The sequence below is a fragment of the Petroclostridium sp. X23 genome, assembly GCF_030013905.1.
In the GTDB taxonomy this organism is placed as follows: Bacteria; Bacillota; Clostridia; order SK-Y3; family SK-Y3; genus X23.
Genome location: NZ_CP124862.1, coordinates 1,975,867 through 1,995,332, shown reverse-complemented (window position 1 = coordinate 1,995,332; position 19,466 = coordinate 1,975,867). Strand labels below are relative to the sequence as shown.

Below are 19,466 nucleotides of genomic sequence, written 5' to 3'. Positions count from 1 at the left end.
AATACATTTTTTTAATAATCATATCATAATCTATCTTAGGTAGTAATGTTTCGTTTATTTAACCAAAAAATACTATTCAAAGTATAATATTTTATACACATTATTAAAAAATATGACGGTTCTAAAAGGGACAATGAACGCAATATTGTCTCCTTTTTTCATTTGTTAGAAAATAGCACACTTTCATAATATAGTGACATTGTTCGGAAAAACACGCTATGTTATTCTTGTATTAGTTAATAACAACATCACATAGCCGAATCGTTTATAAACAGAATCGACTATGAATATGAACGTCTCTATGAATTCCACTTATAGGCAACCAAATTCAAAACTGAGAATATGATAGTGTTTCGGCAGCCGGTATTAAAAGTTTAAGAGCTTGTACTGCTCGTGTTAAGGTCAGGGGGCACTCTTCTCCTTTGCTGGGGAATGCTCCAAAGAATGCTTCAAAACCCGCTTCGCTCAAACGGTTAAAGATGCTGATTCTTCCCTTGGCAGACAAGCTCTAAAACTCTCTATAAGATCGCTTGCACACGATAATATCTCTAATGCTGAATTTGATTATCTATATTCCAAAGATGATGTAAAACATGAATTCATAAATAAGAGGCGTTCTCATTAGAAAAGGAGGATAATATGAAAAGACGTTTGTTAAGTATGTTCATGGTTCTTGTGTTAGGGGTGTCATTATTTGCCGGTTGCAGTTCAAGTCAGAGCAATTTATCTGATAAGAACGAATCGGTAGCTCCCGTGTCCGCAAAAGACACTACTTTTGGAATTGAGCCATTTAGTAGCCGGCAAGAATTGCGTGTTGGTTATTTTGCCGGTTCAGCGCTTTCAATCCCATTCTATATTGCAGATAATGAAGGTTTCTTTGATGAACTAAATATTGATATAAAATATGAAACATTCACAAATGGACCGGGAATGATGGAAGCCAATGCAGACTGGGATGTCGCAGGTGCGGGTTCGGCAGGAGTATTAGTCGGACAAATAGGATATGATACACCGATGATTGGAATAAGCGATTATGAAACAAATCAAGGACTTTTTGTAAGAGCAGATAGTCCTATCGCGAAAGATCCGGATAATCCGGAAAACTGGAAAGGAACGACATGGTTATACCCGGTAGGAACAACAGCCCATTTTACTTTATCAACAATGCTAGGAAAATTAGGGTTGGATGATTCCGATATAAAATCAATAAACATGGATGTATCAAGTGCGCTTAATGCCTTTATAGGCGGTGAGGGTGACGGACTTGCTGTGTGGAATGCCTTTGCTTTTAGAGCTGAAGATGAAGGGTTTGTGAGAGTGGCGGATGCCGGGACATTGGACATCGTAAATAGCAGCGGTACGGTAGCTACTAAAGATGCACTAGAAAATAAGAGAGAGTTATTAAAAAAATCATTTGCTGTATTTTATAAAACTGTAGAGTGGATCAATGAGAATGAAGAAAACAAAGAAAAGGCTATTAAGTATTACTTAGAATCAGCAGAAGATGAAGGAATCGCTGTTGATAGAAAAATTGCGGAAGGAATTATCGACTACTTTAAATGCCCTGGCCTTGATGAATCCATTAAATTGATGACAGAAACAAGTAAAGATCCGAAAGGCTTATATACGGATAGAGAATTGCTTCAAGCAGAAATTGACCTGTTGGTTACGATGGATTTCTTTATTGAGCAAGGTAAGTTTAAGCCTGAAGACAGAGTTAAAATATTAAGCCAGAAACTAGTGGACCCTTCCATAGCCACTGAAGTGAAAGCGATGCTTAAATAATAAAATCATTTGCATATTTTCCTATGCAGCAAATCGCCGCATAGGAAAATATTAAATTCATAACTGAAAGGAAGGTTAAAAGGTTGCAAATTGCAAATGGATTAAATCATAACGTTAATGATCATGAACGAATTGTATTGGCAAAGAAAAAAAGGAAAAAAGAGCAATATACACTGACGATGCTTTCTATTATCGGAGTCTTAGGTTTTATTCTTATTTGGCAAATTGCAGTAATGATAGGTTTGGTATCCAGCAAATATGTTACGACACCGCTTAATATATTCAATTTATTTATTGTTAAGTTAGCAGATCCTAAACCCGATGGCGCTGTATTGGGTGTGAATATTTTAGCAAGTCTAAAAGTTTCATTAACAGGTTTTTTATTAGCAATTGTAGTAGGTATTCCCTTAGGCTTGGTGATGGGATGGTATAAAGCGATAGACAGGTTTATGAGGCCGATATTTGAAATCATCCGTCCTATTCCTCCTGTTTCTTGGATACCATTAACGATTGTTTGGTTAGGAATAGGATTGAACGCAAAAGCTTTCATCGTTTTTTTCTCAGCATTTGTACCATGTGTCATAAATTCTTATACAGGGATTAAGCAGACGAGCCCGGTATTAATCAACGTTTCAAAAACTTTCGGCGCATCAAACAATACTATTTTTTGGAAAATAGGAATACCGTCAGCTATGACAATGACTTTTGCGGGATTAAAAGTAGCGTTAGGAAATGCATGGGCAACTTTGGTAGCTGCTGAAATGCTGGCAGCATCTGCGGGACTTGGTTATATGATATTAATGGGAAGACAGTTTGCACGGCCCGACATTATTATTTTAGGAATTGTTCTCATTGGGGTGATTGGAACATTATTTACAGCTATTTTAAATAGAATTGAACATAAAGTGCTGGGGTGGAAACAGTTATGACGAATGAAACTATTGTTTTAAGTAAATCCGAAAAAAGAGAGATACAGATGAATAGAATCTATTCAGTATTACCGGTTTTATCAATACTGTTATTGATAACGATATGGGTATTGGTGTCAAAAGGGGATACCGCCGGTTTTCCGTCACCGGCTGAGACATGGGAAAGATTTATAAAACTGCTCGAAAGACCAATAAAAAATCTAAGCCTGTTAGGTCATATCCTTGTTAGTTTACAAAGAGTCTTTATTGCACTTTTATTGTCTTGGATCATCGGGATTACATTAGGTGTAGTGCTTGGGTGGAGTAAAAAGTGCAATGCGGTCATTAATCCGCTTTTTACGGCTTTTAGAGCTGTACCGCCGCTTGCATGGATACCGCTGATCACCATCTGGTTTGGAACCGGTGAAGGACCTAAAATTCTTTTGGTTTTTATTGGAGCGTTAATGCCTGTAGTTGTAAATACACAAGCAGGTATCAGCAATGTAAGTAAAATATATTTAAATGTAGGTACGATATTTAACGCAAATAATAAGCAAAAATTATTCCAAATAGCAATTCCTTCTGCCTTGGACGCAATATTTGCCGGTATTAAAACCTCAGCAAGTGCGGGGTGGATGGTTGTATTGGCAGCAGAAATGTTAGGAGCAAGAGCCGGAGTTGGTTTTCTGATTGTGAGGGGCATGGAGTCTAGCGACGAATCATTGGTGCTCTTATCTATGATTTGTATAGGTATAGTTGGAGCAATACTTGCTATCCTTACTCAGATAATGGAAGGAGTGCTATGTCCATGGACAAGAAAAAGATCAAGCTAAGTTTAAAGAATATATCGCAAAGTTATATTGTCAACGATAGTATATTTGACGCAGTGAAAGACATTTCTCTGGATATCTATGATAACGAGTTTTTAGTACTGTTAGGCCCCGGCCAATGCGGGAAAAGTGTATTGTTAAATATAATAGGCGGTTTGGAGCAGCCTGTTGAAGGAAGCAAGTATCTGGATGAGAAAAAATATACGGGAAGTGATAAGCGCATCAGTATGGTGTTCCAAAAGCTGGCGCTTATGCCTTGGAAAACCGTAATGGCGAATGTTGAGTTCGGATTACAAATGGAGGGTGTAAAAAAAGCCAAGCGCCGTGAAATATCACAAAAATATATTGATCTTGTTGGGTTAAACGGTTTTGAAAAATCATACCCTAATGAACTGTCCGGCGGCATGAAGCAAAGAGTGGGCATTGCACGTGCGTACTCGAATGATCCTGAAATCCTGTTAATGGATGAACCTTTCGGACAATTAGATGCGCAAACACGAATTGTAATGCAAGAGGAAATACAGAGGATATGGCAGCACGAAAAAAGGACAATCGTTTTTGTTACAAACAATATTGAGGAAGCGATTTACTTAGGAGACCGAATCGTGCTTTTGAGCAATCGGCCTGCTACAATTAAGAAAATTTACAATATAGACTTGCCAAGACCTCGTAATACGATTGACCCAGAATTCCTAAGTATTAGAAGAGAAATATCTGAAAACACGGATCTGGCGTTATAAGATTAGGAGGGAAAACGATGAATGCAAGCAAACATGAAAATCATGTAGAAGTAAAAGGTTTATCAAAGTATTTTGGCAAATTGCATGTGTTAGATAACATTTCGTTTAATATTAAAAAAGGAGAATTCATTTGTGTTGTTGGACCTACGGGATGTGGGAAAACAACATTTTTAAACCTATTGACCAGGATTTATTCGCCGACAAAAGGTGATCTGTTTATTGAAGGGGAATCGGCAGATCCACGCAAGCACAATTTGTCTTTTGTATTCCAGGAACCTTCAGCGATACCATGGTTGACGGTTGAAAAAAATCTTAGATATGGTCTTGAAATCAAGAAAGTAGAGAAAAAAATTATAGATGAAAGAGTAGAAAAAATTATAAATTTATTGGGATTGGACGAATTCAGGAATGCTTATCCTCATCAACTGTCTGTAAGTACCGAGCAAAGAATCATTATCGGCAGAAGTTTTGCGATGAATCCCGACTTATTATTAATGGATGAACCTTACGGCCAAATGGATGTCAAGCTTAGATTCTATCTTGAGGACGAAGTAATTCGTTTGTGGAAAGAATTGGGAAGCACAGTTGTATTCATTACGCATAATATTGAAGAAGCAGTCTATCTGGCTGAAAGAATTCTTATACTCTCCAATAAGCCTACAACAATAAAAGAGGAAGTGGTTGTAGACTTGCCAAGACCCCGGGATGTCACAGATCCCAATTTCATAGACATAAGAAAGTACGTCACCGATCAAATCAAATGGTGGTAGCATCATAAAAAGTTAGAACTATATAAATAACACCACAATAATAACATTGGAGGAGATATCATGAAACTGAATTTTGAATATGGCAATGGACTAATGGAAGCAAATCTTCCGGATAATACAGATGTTTTTGTGCCAGGAGAAACAGTAGCCGATCCACCACTATTACAGAATATCGAAGAAGAAACTAGAAAATCCATATTAAACCCAATAGGATTACCTCCTATTGCTGAACAGGTAAGAAAAGGCTCAAAGGTAACTATCGTTTTCCCTGATAAAGTAAAAGGTGGTTTTCAAGAAACTTCTCATAGAAAAACATCTATTCCTATTATAATAGAAGAATGTTTGAAAGCCGGAGTAGAAAAGAAGGATATCAAGCTAATTTGCAGTAATGGCCTTCATAGGAAAAATACTAAAGACGAAATCAAATCTTTACTTGGTGAAAAAGTATTCAATGAATTCTGGTGGAGTAACCAGATTGTAAATCATGACAGTGAAGATTGGGATAATCTGGTAGATTTAGGAACAGATGAATGTGGTAGTCATGTTATCATGAATAAGGAAGTATTTGAGTCTGATTTAGCAGTACTGATCGGGCATACTTTGGGTAATCCGTATGGCGGATATTCCGGCGGATATAAGCATTGTTCAACAGGAATTACCCACTGGAGATGTATAGGGGCACACCATATACCACATGTTATGCATCGGGATGATTTTACTCCGGTAAACAATCATAGCTTAATGCGTAAAAAGTTTGATGCTATAGGGCAGCATATGGAAAAGTGCATGGGGAAGAAGTTCTTTACTTGTGATGCTGTGCTGGATACATGTCAGAGACAGATTGCTGTATTTACAGGATATGCACAAGAGATTCAACCTTTATCATGGGGAGTAGCAGATAAAAGAACCTATATTCCGTGGGCTGACAAGAAATATGATATAGTGGTTTTTGGTATGCCACAGGCATTCCACTATGGAAATGGACACGGAACAAATCCATTACTGATGTTACAAGCTATTTCAGCTCAGATTATAAGACACAAGAGAATATTAAGCGATAATTGTGTAATTATATGTTCATCTGTCTGTAATGGATATTTCCATGATGAAGAGTTTCCATCCTATAGGGAGGTTTATGAATTATTCCAGAAGGATTATAATAACGTATTACCCGATGTAGAAAGGTATGGAGAATACTTATCAATGAACAAAGAATATATTGACAAATATCGATACAACTTTGGCTATCATCCGTACCATGCTTTTTCAATGATCTCTTGCGGACATATCGCAGAGAAGCATTGCTCCGCTATATATATTGTAGGAGCACAGGAACCGGGTTATGCAAGAGGAATGGGTATGAAAACAAGAGCAACTTTTGAAGAAGCACTAAAGGATGCGAAAAGATACGTTGGAGAAAATCCCAATATCCTTGCATTGCCTAGAACATTCAAAACAGCAGCAGTTCATTTGATGATGAAAAATCAAGAAAATAAAAAATAGGAGAATAGATTCTATGAGTAAAATTGGTGTAGTAGGCATAGGTACGATGGGAAAGTGTATACTTGATAAGCTAATTGAAAATGGATATGATGTTGTTGCTACTGATAAATCCAGTTATGCAAAAGAATATATTAAAAACAAAGGAGCAACGTTGCTGGAAACACCTTTTGAAATCGCCCAAGAGACAAAGATTATAATAATGTCATTGCCTACGCCGCAAGTAGTACTGACAGTAGTTGGAGGAGAAGATGGGCTGTGCGGGGCTTTAACGGAAGAACATATTGTAGTGGATACCAGTACGGTAGCACCTGAAACGTCTAAACAAGCAAAAGAAATGGTTGAAACCAAAGGTGCTCAATACGTGGATGCACCAATCCTTGGAAGGCCTGCGGCTGTGGGAAATTGGCTTATGCCGGCAGGCGGTAATGGGGATGCCATTGAAAAAGTGACTCCTATACTAAGAACAGTTGCAAAGGCTGTAGTGAATGTAGGGGAAACCGGCTCAGGAAATGCTTTGAAACTTCTAAATCAACTGATGTTTTCTACAATAAATGCAATTTCATCGGAAGTGATGGTTTTGGCGGAAAAGGTTGGAATTGATAAGAAAACATTCTATGAATCAGTGGCGAACAGTGGAGCGGCAACTGTTAATGGGTTGTTCTGTGAGGTTGGGAAAAGAATTGTTGATGACCGGTACCAAGATCCAACATTTACAGTGGCATTATTGTGCAAGGATGCGCAATTAGGTATCGACATGGCTAAAAGTAATGGCATAACGCCATTGATAGCCGAGTATGTGCAAATGTATAATTTAAACGCTAAAAGACGGCACGGAGATGAAGATACAAGCGCATTAGCCAAATTATTTAAAGAAATATACGAGCATTAGAATTATGAAAACTATGGGTAAATGTTGCCTATGTAAAGAATATAGTAACGATGCGCCAAAAAGGCTGAGCCTTTTTTGGCGTATCGTTATGTCATTGCCTAAGTGGATTATATTTAAACCACCTTCTATGAAGGTGAGAATGGAAAGGCTCTGCCTGTAAACAGAAACACTAACTAAAAAGACATGGATGGAATACGATATGGAATATATAGCAATTATAATAACGTGCTTTTTAGCAAGTTATGTTCACTCAGCGACCGGATTTGGTAACGCACTTATCATTATGTCTGTACTACCAATGTTTTTACCAATAAAGCTGGCAGCTTTAATTTCTGTTGTATGCGGTTGTTTTATAAGTTTTGAAACACTTTTTTTATTGAGAAAGCATTTTGACATAAAAGAAGTCTTATTTCAATTCACAGTTTATTTTCTTTCAACGACCATAGGCGTACTTTTAATTACAGATATATCATTAAAGTATTTTTCGAAATTGCTTGGAGGATTGTTACTTTTGCTGGTTTTTCTACCCTTTATTCAAAAAAATGTTGTGAAAAATACGTTTTGGGATTTTTTCTATTGTATATTTGGAGGGTTATTAGGTGGAATGTTCGCAATGGGAGGCCCGATAATGATACATTATTTTATGAATACAACGGACAAAAAGGAGAAATTTAAAACTAATTTAGATTTTATATTCGGAGTTTCCGGTTTATATAATATCATATTACATTTAATATATGGAAATATCAACAAATATAATATTGGCTATATAGGAATTGCATTACTAGCTGCTGTTGTTGCATCGTATTTTGGATATTTATCTTTTAAAAAAATAAATTTCGTTTTAATTCGAAAAAGTGTATACATTGGAATGTTTATAATGGGCATAAAAATGGTAATTCAGTAAATGTTTTATAATTTTCTATTAGATTAGGATTTTGATTGTGAAACACATATCAATTTCTATCAAAACACATGTTGAGGCGGTAGAATACTATTTATTTCATACTAATGAGAAAAATAGATTATTATAATTATTTTTGATACCCCATAAACTATTTGCAATAAATAGATTATGGGGTATAGTATTATTAATGATAAAATCAATTGTTAATTTTTTTTACATTTTCACAATTTGAGATGACTTATGTAGAAAATTAGCCATGATAATAGGTCAAGTAGTAAGCATTAGTTACGCTATTCCTAAAACTATACTGCTGAGATGATTTTATGGTTTAAATCTATTCACAAAAGAAGTAGAATCTAATATAATGGATTTACAATTTGATTATAAACAGAGTTCTTAGCTTCAGCGGGGTTTTTTTTACCCCCCGCTGAAGGTTAGTCATCGGATAAATATAATTAAAATTTATATATAGACTCATTGGGCAGCTTTCTAATAGAAAGTCACAACTAAGGAGGAATACACGTGAGCGGCAAAATCCTTTTAATCATGCAGAATTATCAATTTACCGATGGATTGATTCAATTGTTTTCAGACAATGGATATCAGGTCCATACAACGAGTGATGAACAAGAAGCATGGACGTTAATGCAAAACGGAAAAATCGATCTCGTTGTGGCAGATGTAAATATGACTCTTTCAAAAGGTGTCAAGCTATTATCTTCCATAAAAGAAAATTTTCCTGATATCATTAGAATCGCATCAGGAACCGTGGTAGATGAAAAACAGATTGCAAATATTCTACAGCAGAATATTGCAAAGACATTTATATATAAACCTTTTGTAATTGAAAAGCTGTTGCAGCTTGTGAATCAAGTTATTGAAGTAAATAATCGGTTAAAAAAATCAGGACTGCTTCCGCTGATTATTAATACTCAGGAACTTCCCACTATTAAAGTAAGCTATCAAAGAATTCTGAATTTAATTGATGATGATAGGGATATGAATCAAATTGCAATAGCCATTGAATCTGACCAATCGATAGCGGCAAAAATATTACGTATTGCCAATTCTGCATATTATGGCGCAAGAACGGGCTCTATCAGACAAGCTGTGACTTATCTGGGGCTGAGGAATATCCGCGATTTGATTTTATCAACTTCTGTCTTCGACCTGTTTCATGCAGAAGGTACTTTATTTCAAGTGTTCCAACCGCTATGGGAGCAAGCTTTTGCAAGCAGCAAGTTGGTACATATTATTTACCGTATAATGAAAAAGAAGCTGCCTGACATGGCAACAACTGCGGGATTGTTAATGAATATCGGTACAGTCTTTTATTTGAAATGCTACCGGGAGCAATACCTTCAAATGATTGTTGCCGCAGGACAAGAAGATAAATCTCTGGAAGATATGGAAAATGAAATCTTCGGAGTCACTCATGCAGTTGTGGGGGCATATCTCCTGGAGTGGTGGAACATGCCGTATGCTATCGTAGAATCAGCACTTTATCACCATTGTCCACTTGACGAAAGAGTCATAAATAAAGAATTGTTATGTGTTATACATATTGCAGAATATTATGCAGCGAAGATGTCAAATCGGCCGGCACATGGAAGATTGAATCAGGAGATTCCCCTGTTTCTAGGTCTTAATGAGTTAGATCTGCAGAATAAAATTTTAGAGGCGATGTGAACTAAAGAAAAATGGGGACGATGGTGTTGATTCCAATAAGGACAGAATCAACACCATCGTCCGAAATCACTGATAAAGTCTGTTTTGGAAGCTCATTTCAATCTCTCTTTTAGGCGGTCCTCTGCTTTTGTAAATTCACTGTTCAAAGCAGATTCCTCCAACTTTTCCAAGGTTGCCAAGCTATTGGCATTTTGCTCTTTATCCCATTCATCAGCGAATATGCCGGATTTAATTCTGTCGTATCTATTCTTTAAGAATTGGCGAATGATGGTGGTGTCAAGCGCATTGAAGCCGACCAATTGACCGTACTGGCTGGTATGAGAGTGATAAGGAAGCTGACGGAAGAAACCAACATCAGCAGCCTTTTCCATCATGAAGGCAGGCTCCTTAGACAGGTACATTTCCATTAAAACCGCCTCTTCCGGATGGCCCATCTCAACCTGTAACTTAAACGCTTCAGTAAATACATTGTAAATAATGGGCCATATGCCCTGTTCCGCCATCAAATCAAGGCAGGTTTCGTCGTCAAAAGTCACCTCGATTGCACCTTTTTTTGTAGAACCGATTGCCTTGCAGAGCGCTTTTGCATATTCAAAAGCCATGCCGGAAGCGTCCTGATTTATGGCAATAAAGGCCGGGAAGCCCTCGCCGCTCTCATAAAGCTCGCGTACGCCTTTGCCAATCATACGTGGGGCTGCCATTACAACATCCACAAAATCAGGCGGGGTGATTTTTTTGAATGTAATATTATAACCGGAAGAAAAATTGATGATGTTACCTTTTTCCAAATTGGGCTCAATCTGCTCTTTGAAAATCTCAGGAGCCACCTCATCAGGGAGCAGCATGAAAATAACGTCGGCCTTCTTGCAGGCTTCGGAAATGGAATAAACAGGGAATCCATCCTCGTTTGCCTGATTATAGGAAGAATCCTTTCTGCTGCCCACAATTATATTTTTAATCCCTGAATCTCTCATATTCAAGGCTTGGGCGCGTCCCTGATTTCCATAACCAATAATCGCTATTGTTTTTTCGATTAAAAAATCAAGATTTGCATCTCCATCATAATAAATTTTTGCCATAATAGTTCCCCCTCTTTTTTTATTATCAGATATCAGATATCTGATATGTTTAATTAATAATAGCACACTCCAAATGCAAAATCAATGGTTTTTATAAATTTATAAAATTCCTTTTGTAAAAGAGATTGGAGACAAGAAAGTATATAAATTTTAAAAAATATCTACAATTGGCAGTATGATAAAACGGAGTAGTAATGGAAAGGGAAGAAGGTTGTCCACAAAGGGAGATGTACTAGTGCCTATCTGAGCAATTTATATCGACGCTATGTTTTGGATTTATGGTTTGAAAAATCTATAAAATAAAAGTGATATGTGCGCTTAGTTCGGTGAGGGGACTGGGTTGTGTGTTGCGCCAGTCCTTCAAACCGGAAATGTTGAATAAAATGATTATTCAGGTCATACACGATTGTGCTAACTATTCTTTCGCATTTAATGCAAACAAATCCCATCGATCTAAAGACTGAGTAATTGCTTTCTTTAACGCTTCCTCATCTTTTGCAATGATGGCGTTTAATATATTCTTATGATCTTCCAAAACCACCTGAGAATAATCTCGGTTTGAAATCTTAAGAGAAGGACGGAACAGGTTGATGACCGTATTGCCGATATGGACGATAAAAGGATTGTGGGTTGATCTATATAATGCTCTGTGGAACGCCATATCGTTATCCTGTGAAGTTATCCCGGCTGCAAAATCTTTTTCCATTTTCTCATTCAGCGACTTTAGCAGCACAATATCTTCTTCCGTTGCGTTCTGCATAGCAACAACGCTTGCAGAGGTTTCGAACATTTTCCGAAATTCCAGCAACTTCTTATTATTATCACTGTTCTGTAAAATCAACTGAAATATAAGCGGGTTCAGTATATCGGCATCTACACTTGTTCGGATTCTACTTCTCTGTCCCTTGGAGATTTCCACAACGCCCATGGCCTCCAGCATTTTTACTGCTTCCCGTACGCTGGATTTTCCGACTCCGAGGCGGTCAGCCAATTCGTTTTCGGACGGCAAGTCATCCCCAGGCTTTAATGCACCGTCTATCATAGCCTCTTTTATCTTTTCAACAACGACCCTGGAGAGAGGTTTATTGGGAACAGGGCTCAGCCAGTTCTGCGCATTTTTTTTCATAATCATAATCCTTCCGAAAATCTTTTATGTCTTACCGGAATTTGAAAATATTTGTATTACATTATTTGATAGTATATTATAAAAAAATTATAGATCATTGTCAACTCTAATATAATAGAAAATATTATAAGTCATTAGAGTATCTTCGGGATTATAACAGAATTGATATGGTTACTATTTTAACAATGTATTGTAATTATGATGAATACAGACTATAATCTACATATTGGATAAAGCTTTCATTCATTTTTCAAGCAAGATAGGAGTACATTATGACTGCACTTATTTTAAAATATAAAAATATAATTGTTGAAGATAAGAAACTATTGGGGAACATTCTTATATTTATGGCTGCAATTTTTACGGCAGTGGTCAGTATTTTTGTGAAGGGTCTATCCGCTGAGGTCCCTGCTCCATATATTACATTCGCACGCTTCTTTGTTGGATTTCTTTACGTATTTATAGGTCAAAAAATCGGCAAGATAGAGAAGACCGTAAATAATAGAAAGAATCTATTAATATTTGGAGTATTCGGTGCATCAGCTGCAACTTTTTTCTTTTTAGCTATTTCTGCGGACATGGTAGGCCGAGCTACATTGTTAAATAGCCTTCAACCGGTATTCAGTGCTATTTTTGCAATGCTGTTATTTAAAGAAAAAACACCTAAACTCGTATGGGTGTTTGCCATTTTATCCTTTTTTGGTGTGTATCTTGTGACTTCCCCGAGTCTATCTAATATCAATATCGGTATAATATATGGGTTGATTACAGGTGTCATGGCAGGGCTAGCCGTGATGTATATGAATATTGCGCGAAGAACAGAAACCACTTCTATTACGTTCTTGTATTTTTGCAAAGCAGGAATGGTTTTTAGTTTGATTATGTGCCTAAAAACCACTGCGCTTCCTCCTGCTTCAGCATTGCTGTACTTACTTATTATGGGGATTTTTAGTACGATAGCGCAGCTTTTGGCAACCTATGCTTATAAATACACTTCTGCCACAGAAGGTGGGATTGTATTTATGTCACAGATATTTTTTGCCATGCTGCTAGGGTATATTGTATTCGGAGAAACGCTTTCCTCGAAGGGGATTGTCGGTGCGATACTTATTCTGATATCCGGCGGCCTTGTGACCTGGCTGAGGAGAAATCCGTGCAAGTAACTTATTCAAATTCCTTACCAATATCTCTTAACATATTGACATACAGGAGCAACTCTTCTCTTGAAGTAACATTAAGCTTCATATAGATCCGCTTAGTATGTGTCTTGATTGTATTAATGCTGAGACAAAGTATTTCTGTGATTTCTTTAGCTGCGTAGCCTTGTGTGTAGAGATTGAAGACCAGGCGTTCTGCAGGGGAAAGTGTTTTGGCATTATTCATGAATTCCTCAAGAATTGCAGAAGAAATTTTTTCTTGATCAGCTTTTTGCTGTAATTCCTCAATATGCGTTGAGAGAAAATCGATTAAATCGTTTATTTCCGGGATGCTGGATCGTGGCGCACCGCTTAGATTTTGGGATTTAATGATGTCAATGGCTTGTGCGATTGGCTTGGTAAATTCCTTGCTTAGAATATACGAGATCATTATTCCCACAAGAACAATCAGCGTTAATAGCGATGATAATAGTATATTTAGATGGGCAATAGACCTGATAAGGTCTTCTTCCGGAACCATAATAGCCGTAATCCATTTCTCATCAGAAAATGCAGAGCCTTCAGGATATAATTGTATAGGTTGGTGAAACCCCAAAAATGAGAGCCCATCATCCCAACGGTATGAGTAAAGAGAATCCCGACTCTTTGTTACTTGAAGAGAAGAACGATTCGCTGACCTGTTTTTTGCCGAATATCCTCCTGCAAACATAGATTGCTCAATATGTAAGATATCACCTGACAGTGGTGAGAGAATACAAAATGCACGGTTATAAATATTAGTATTTGGCATGTTAGACAATTTGAAAAGCATGGCGCTGATTTCGAATCCACATACACCAAAAACATTACCACTAGAATCAATGAGAGGGACAGAACAAAGCATCACTTCTTCGCTGGTACCTGGAAGAGTGAGTGCCGGACTCCAATAATATAATCGGGATAACGGTCGGTTAAGCAGTTGATTATTAGCCGCTTTAACAGGAAGATGATAGTAAGGGGCCTCCTTAATATCAAACTCCATACTCCACTGTGTATGGAGTGATAGTGAATTTTTACGGCTAATACTGGGAAAGCCGCGCAAAACAACAAAGGTTGGAGTAGAAGAGCTAAGAATATTAGGCTCCATATTTTTAATATATAATCCTGCTCTGGAATTTTCAGCATTATCTAAATTCGGGTTAACGGTTGCATTTAATATAATAAAGACTCCACTGCTCTTAGATTTCTCCAGAGAGAACAATGCACGTTCGTATTCATTGGAAATAAGCTTTTCCAATAATTCTGGACAATTCTGTAGATCAGAGGGGTATTTTTCTTGTTCACGGCATGTGTTTTCCATACTTTGTGATAAGTTTTTTGAGAATTCTACTGCCTGCGCTGAAAGTTGACCGTACTGAACGGAAATGTTGCGTGATGCATGGAGAAGTTCATTTTTAATAAGGCTTTCACTTTCTTTTAAACCGGCAGTAAAGGCTCCTGTAACGAGGAGAATGACAAAAATACCAAGAAGCATAGTAAGTACAAGAATGATTAGAAACAGAAAAAGCCTAAGGCGCATAGACATGCTGAATGTGCCAGATCTTTGCAACACTTGTTTTAGCGTATTAAATTTATTTAATTTTTTTATTCCGTTAGTAAAAGACACATTGTACACCACACTTCTGAAAAATTTATTGGGATGATAATTCTGTTATAAAATCTTCGTATTTTCCTTTAGATACTGATTCGAATGCAGTCTTTGGGTCAGTATTTGTCAATAGTTTGAAATATGCTTCTTTTGATTGGGCAGTTACCTTTTTAAAGTGGCTTTCATATTTTTTTTCAAGCTTGTCTACTTCGTCAAAGAGCGGCGGAATATAGAAATGATATTCCATTTGCATTTGTCTTGCCGTATGAAGCAGCTTTTTAATATTTTCATCTAAAGTAATATCAATTTCTTTGGACATTAGCTCGCCAAAAGCTTCGTTCGTTACAGGAAGATAACCGGTTGAGGAGACAAAACGAAGATTATTTTGGGGCGCTGTAAACCATTTTAAAAAAATACTAGCTAAAGACTCTTTTTCGTTCGTAGATTTTACAATACACATACCTGCGCCGCGTTGAACAGCGATTCGTTCACCGCCTTCAAATATCGGATAAGGCAGTATGGCAAGTTCTGCCGGTTCAGAAGTATTATCTGTGTAGGTAACGGTGGGAGAAAAGAATACTACACCGGCGGTTGAACCTGTAGAACATACAATGTCTCCGGTCTTAGCGAGATCCGATGCGTATCCGTTAAAAACAGCAATTCTACCTTGAACAGCAGAATCGTAAAAAGATTTCCATACTTTTAAAGATATCGGTGTTAGAAAGTTTATTTGTCCATTATTAATAAAATCAAATCCCAGCTGCTTATAGCCGATTTGAGAGTAGTTAAAAAGAGAATCGGGTACATAAAACATTTTACCGTCATTTGGAATAGCAGGAGTCTGTTTATCTGTCCAATCATAATAGAGGGCAGAAGTGTTCATGATTCCTTCGAAGGTTTGCAAATCTTCAAGGTTAGCACCTGTGTCCTTTGCAAATCTGTTAAATATGGTTGTATTTACAAACAGAACTTCAGTGGATTTTGCAATAGGAAATACATAAAGTTTATCCCTCTTTAATTTGCCTTCTTCAAGAAATTCAGGAATATAGTCGGAAAGTTCTTGTTGGGTGAAGTATTCATCTAAATTCGCAAGCAGTTGCTTTTCTGCAAGAATAAGTGCAGTTTTAGGATAGGAAGTGGTAATGTCAGGGAGGGCCGGAGCACCGGGGTCATCATTTGCTGCCATTGTCAACTTTTCATGAAGGGTTGCGGAGCCTGATATAGAAGTAACATTAATAATAATTCCTTTTTCTACACCTATGGTTTCATTGAATTCATCAATCATCTCATCCATGGTGTTTTTCATCTGTCCCCCATAATTATGCCAAAGAGTAAGGGTCACAGGCTCTTTTGAATTTAATCCCGTAAGTTTTTTGCAGCCACTTAATATTATAAGTAACATTACAATTAAGACTATAGAAATATGTTTCCTCATAGCGCTCCTCCCACTGCTGCGAAAATGTCAGTACAATTATATCATAGAGTACATATTCTTCCAATCTATAAAATTACAAAATATTCTAAAGATGATCTCACGTTATTTACAATCATCATTAAATCATCCCATAATCACCCGGTTTTTTAGGCCTATATCACCCTAAGGGTGATTACATTTAGCACAATAAAATATAAAATAGTTTCATTCGGTAACATAGAATGGGGTTAATGCTGATTCTTAATACGTAAACAGGATCATATCATCGAGAATGGATTGATACATAAGTTCTAGGAAGACGAGATCCGGTATTTAAAGAATTATAACAGGCATTAACAAATAACAAATATTAAGGAGGTTTTATTATGACAGAACAAAACAATGTAAACAAAAATGAGGAGGTTAATATTACCGCAGAAAAAACTAGTACCGCTAGTCAAATGGTTAGTGATGCAGTGCCGGCTTTTGATCCGGAAGATATTGCAAAGAATAAAACGATGGCCGGACTAGCGTATCTTATCTTTTTTCTCCCTCTTATAGTCTGCCCGCAATCCAAATTTGCAAGATTTCATGCTAATCAAGGACTACTATTGCTGATACTGGGCTTTGCCGGTAACATCGTCTTAAGTATGATCCCGATTATCGGATGGCTGCTTATGCCGATATTTGCAATTTTTATCCTGGTACTGGGTGTGATGGGTCTTATAAATGGTTTGAATGGCAAGGTTAAAGAGCTACCGTTAATTGGGAAATTTAAGCTATTACAATAATGTTATTCATAGAGAGGATGAGTTTTTTGTCACATAGATTTATTCCATTATTAGTTATTATATCAATATTTATTTCATTAGTAGGATGTGGTGTCAAGGAGAAACTTGAGAAGAAAGTATCTGAAAAGATCACAGAAGGTGTTGTTAATAAAGTAATTGGCGATGAAGGGAAAGTAGATATTGACGGTGATAAGGTGACTATTAAAGGTAAAGATGGAGAAGAAGTTACTATTGGAAGTACTGAATGGCCGAAGGATAAAGCTGCAAAATTGATTCCTGAGTTTAGCAAGGGTAAAATAGTATCCGTGATGAATTCTGAAGAGGGAGCCTGGGTGGTTATTCAAGAAGCAGAGGAAAGTGATTTCGATAAATATGTCCAAGCTGTAAAAGATAAGGGTTTTGTAAATGAGCCTATGGAACTGACTGATCAAGACATGAAAGTATATCAAGGTTCTTTAGATGAAAAAGCCGCTATTGCTTTATCATATGATAAAGAATCAAAAGAGGCTACGATAACATTAACTGTTACACAATAGGAGGTTTGAGAATATTACAGCGCAAAGACTACTTGTATAACGATAGTTTTTGCGCATAATTTTTATTAAGGATTTCAACTGTATTAATCTACATGATTTCATCCTTTTTTACCTGTAGCAAATGAACGCAATCTTTTTCATCCCTGTTGACAACATAATATCAATATGATATTGGTCAGCGTCAGGATCAATCCTGACGGCAATTATGACCTGGTAAAAGAAATTCATGGAGACAGCGTAGCGGACGTACTATCTTATGTTGAATTTGACCCGAAAGATATGCTGGTAAGTTTCCGCGAGAAAGCAGAAGAAGTGGTCCGTACCGGATTATTTTAAGGGAAAAGAGCCGGATTTTTTATTTAATATGCCAAAACAACAACATAATAATATCTACTTGTAAGCACTTCAAAATATATCGTTGTGTAATCGTCAATAAATTCTGGTATGCTTTCTGATAGAAATACTACTCATAGAGATAAGAGGTATTTAAAGTGGCTGACATGTATCCTGTGTTATGGATAACTATGTTCATTTACTACTACGTAACGAGGTAGGAAAGAAAGCCAGATTATTCTTCATCCTCTTGAAAGGATTCTTTGAGCATTGATATGACTTTAGTCCTTGAACTTGAAAGAGGCCGGGAGATATTCCAAATTACTCCAACATCAACTTGTATATTATCCTTAAGGCTGACATAAGTAAGTTCGCTGTTTTCTATATACATATCAGATCGTATCAGAGTGACACCGATGTTATTGCAAAGCAGATTGACCATTGTGCTGGTCTGTGAGAATGAGTATTTAAAGTTTGGAGTGCGGCCGTATTTTCCGAACCAATCTGAGATCAGTTGATGTGTAAGACCCTCCCTATTGTAAGAGGTTATAAGGGGTTCATTATGTATATCGTTGATACTTATCAAGTCCTTTTTTGCAAGAGGATGGCTTTTATGTGCACAGAACAATAGCGATGTTTTCCAGAGTATTTCACGTCCGCAGGTATTGAGAAAATTGTTTCCGCTCAGACCAAGTATTGCCAGATCAATTTCACCATTCTCAAGCATTCTGACGATTCTTAAAGCGTCGATTTCCATCACTTGTATTGTAGTGTTATTGTTTGAACGTTCGAACTTTTCTTTTACGCGAAGCAACTTATGCACAGTGAACGATGCCAGCATAGGGGGGACGCCTATGATTAGATTCTTCTTGTTTTGAGCCATTCTTTGGACTGCAATGATTGCCTTATCCAAATCTGAGAGTATCTGTTGTGCGTGTAAATAGAACAATTCACCTTCAGTAGTCAATGTGAGTTTGTTTCGGCTGCGCGCAAATAGCGAAACATCAAGTTCTGCCTCCAGATCCTTTAGTGCTACTGAGATTGAAGGTTGTGATACATGTAAGCACTCAGCTGCTTTGCTTACGCATTTGTATTTACATACAGAGCAAAAATACTGCAACTGAAATAATTTCATTATATACCACCTCTATATTTCAATTATATACGTAGCAAACACGACTGTCAATAATATCCATAGTCATTTCTTATAGTGGTAATTATTATAGATTTCCATGATTGTAGAAAATAATAATGCAGAGTATAGACAATAACTATAGATGTAAACAAGTGATTAAGATTATGTATTGTACAAAATGGAAGAGATAGTATATTATAAAGCTAAGTTCAAAAAATACTATATTTTTTCAAAATAAGTAAATAAA

18 protein-coding genes are annotated in these 19,466 nt (G+C 36.8%); 13 read left to right on the top strand and 5 right to left on the bottom strand.

All coding sequences use genetic code 11. The features are described from left to right. Nucleotides 1-639 precede the first annotated feature (639 nt). From QKW49_RS09645 to QKW49_RS09605, 9 genes are all read left to right on the top strand, one after another. Nucleotides 640-1,785, top strand: a complete 1,146-nt coding sequence (locus tag QKW49_RS09645) for an ABC transporter substrate-binding protein (RefSeq protein WP_282867337.1) — start codon at nt 640-642, stop codon at nt 1,783-1,785. A 179-nt stretch (nt 1,786-1,964) separates the two neighbouring features. After that, on the top strand, nt 1,965-2,714 hold the full coding sequence (locus QKW49_RS09640) for an ABC transporter permease (RefSeq protein WP_282868102.1): 750 nt from the start codon (nt 1,965-1,967) through the stop codon (nt 2,712-2,714). Next, nucleotides 2,711-3,526 (top strand): ABC transporter permease, encoded by an 816-nt coding sequence (locus QKW49_RS09635; protein WP_282867336.1) that lies wholly within the window; start codon nt 2,711-2,713, stop codon nt 3,524-3,526. The genes QKW49_RS09640 and QKW49_RS09635 overlap by 4 nt, the downstream gene beginning before the upstream one ends. After that, entirely contained in the window at nt 3,502-4,263 is a 762-nt protein-coding gene (locus QKW49_RS09630) for an ABC transporter ATP-binding protein (protein WP_282867335.1), read from the top strand. The genes QKW49_RS09635 and QKW49_RS09630 overlap by 25 nt, the downstream gene beginning before the upstream one ends. Nucleotides 4,264-4,280: 17 nt before the next feature. Next, on the top strand, nt 4,281-5,033 hold the full coding sequence (locus tag QKW49_RS09625; RefSeq protein WP_282867334.1) for an ABC transporter ATP-binding protein: 753 nt from the start codon (nt 4,281-4,283) through the stop codon (nt 5,031-5,033). A gap of 60 nt (nt 5,034-5,093) precedes the next feature. After that, a complete protein-coding gene (locus tag QKW49_RS09620; RefSeq protein ID WP_282867333.1) occupies nt 5,094-6,536 on the top strand; it encodes a lactate racemase domain-containing protein in 1,443 nt (480 codons plus the stop codon). Between the two features lie 13 nt (nt 6,537-6,549). Continuing rightward, complete coding sequence (locus QKW49_RS09615) at nt 6,550-7,425, top strand: NAD(P)-dependent oxidoreductase (protein ID WP_282867332.1); 876 nt, start codon at nt 6,550-6,552, stop codon at nt 7,423-7,425. Between the two features lie 199 nt (nt 7,426-7,624). Next, nucleotides 7,625-8,332 (top strand): sulfite exporter TauE/SafE family protein, encoded by a 708-nt coding sequence (locus QKW49_RS09610; protein ID WP_282867331.1) that lies wholly within the window; start codon nt 7,625-7,627, stop codon nt 8,330-8,332. Nucleotides 8,333-8,854: 522 nt separating this feature from the next. Beyond that, the gene (locus tag QKW49_RS09605) at nt 8,855-10,021 is read left to right on the top strand and encodes a response regulator (RefSeq protein ID WP_282867330.1); all 1,167 of its coding nucleotides are present in this window, start codon (nt 8,855-8,857) and stop codon (nt 10,019-10,021) included. Nucleotides 10,022-10,113: 92 nt separating this feature from the next. Here QKW49_RS09605 and ilvC read toward each other — a convergent pair whose 3' ends face one another. Both ilvC and QKW49_RS09595 read right to left on the bottom strand, forming a co-directional pair. Continuing rightward, entirely contained in the window at nt 10,114-11,100 is a 987-nt protein-coding gene (ilvC, locus tag QKW49_RS09600) for a ketol-acid reductoisomerase (RefSeq protein ID WP_282867329.1), read from the bottom strand. Nucleotides 11,101-11,515: 415 nt separating this feature from the next. Further along, on the bottom strand, nt 11,516-12,226 hold the full coding sequence (locus QKW49_RS09595) for a FadR/GntR family transcriptional regulator (protein WP_282867328.1): 711 nt from the start codon (nt 12,224-12,226) through the stop codon (nt 11,516-11,518). Nucleotides 12,227-12,498: 272 nt separating this feature from the next. Here QKW49_RS09595 and QKW49_RS09590 point away from each other — a divergent pair, with 272 nt between their 5' ends. After that, the gene (locus tag QKW49_RS09590; protein WP_282867327.1) at nt 12,499-13,389 is read left to right on the top strand and encodes a DMT family transporter; all 891 of its coding nucleotides are present in this window, start codon (nt 12,499-12,501) and stop codon (nt 13,387-13,389) included. Between the two features lies 1 nt (nt 13,390). Here QKW49_RS09590 and QKW49_RS09585 read toward each other — a convergent pair whose 3' ends face one another. Further along, complete coding sequence (locus QKW49_RS09585; RefSeq protein ID WP_282867326.1) at nt 13,391-15,028, bottom strand: LuxR C-terminal-related transcriptional regulator; 1,638 nt, start codon at nt 15,026-15,028, stop codon at nt 13,391-13,393. Between the two features lie 25 nt (nt 15,029-15,053). Continuing rightward, nucleotides 15,054-16,445, bottom strand: coding sequence for an extracellular solute-binding protein (locus QKW49_RS09580; RefSeq protein WP_282867325.1), 1,392 nt, complete (start codon nt 16,443-16,445; stop codon nt 15,054-15,056). Between the two features lie 365 nt (nt 16,446-16,810). Between QKW49_RS09580 and QKW49_RS09575 the strand changes: the two genes are divergently transcribed. From QKW49_RS09575 to QKW49_RS09565, 3 genes are all read left to right on the top strand, one after another. Next, nucleotides 16,811-17,215, top strand: coding sequence for a hypothetical protein (locus QKW49_RS09575; protein WP_282867324.1), 405 nt, complete (start codon nt 16,811-16,813; stop codon nt 17,213-17,215). A 26-nt stretch (nt 17,216-17,241) separates the two neighbouring features. Then, nucleotides 17,242-17,751, top strand: coding sequence for a DUF6591 domain-containing protein (locus QKW49_RS09570; RefSeq protein ID WP_282867323.1), 510 nt, complete (start codon nt 17,242-17,244; stop codon nt 17,749-17,751). A gap of 165 nt (nt 17,752-17,916) precedes the next feature. Then, the gene (locus QKW49_RS09565) at nt 17,917-18,087 is read left to right on the top strand and encodes a hypothetical protein (protein ID WP_282867322.1); all 171 of its coding nucleotides are present in this window, start codon (nt 17,917-17,919) and stop codon (nt 18,085-18,087) included. 232 nt (nt 18,088-18,319) lie between these two features. Here the strand turns inward: QKW49_RS09565 and QKW49_RS09560 are convergent, their stop codons facing one another. Beyond that, a complete protein-coding gene (locus tag QKW49_RS09560; protein WP_282867321.1) occupies nt 18,320-19,219 on the bottom strand; it encodes a LysR family transcriptional regulator in 900 nt (299 codons plus the stop codon). Between the last annotated feature and the right edge of the window lie 247 nt (nt 19,220-19,466).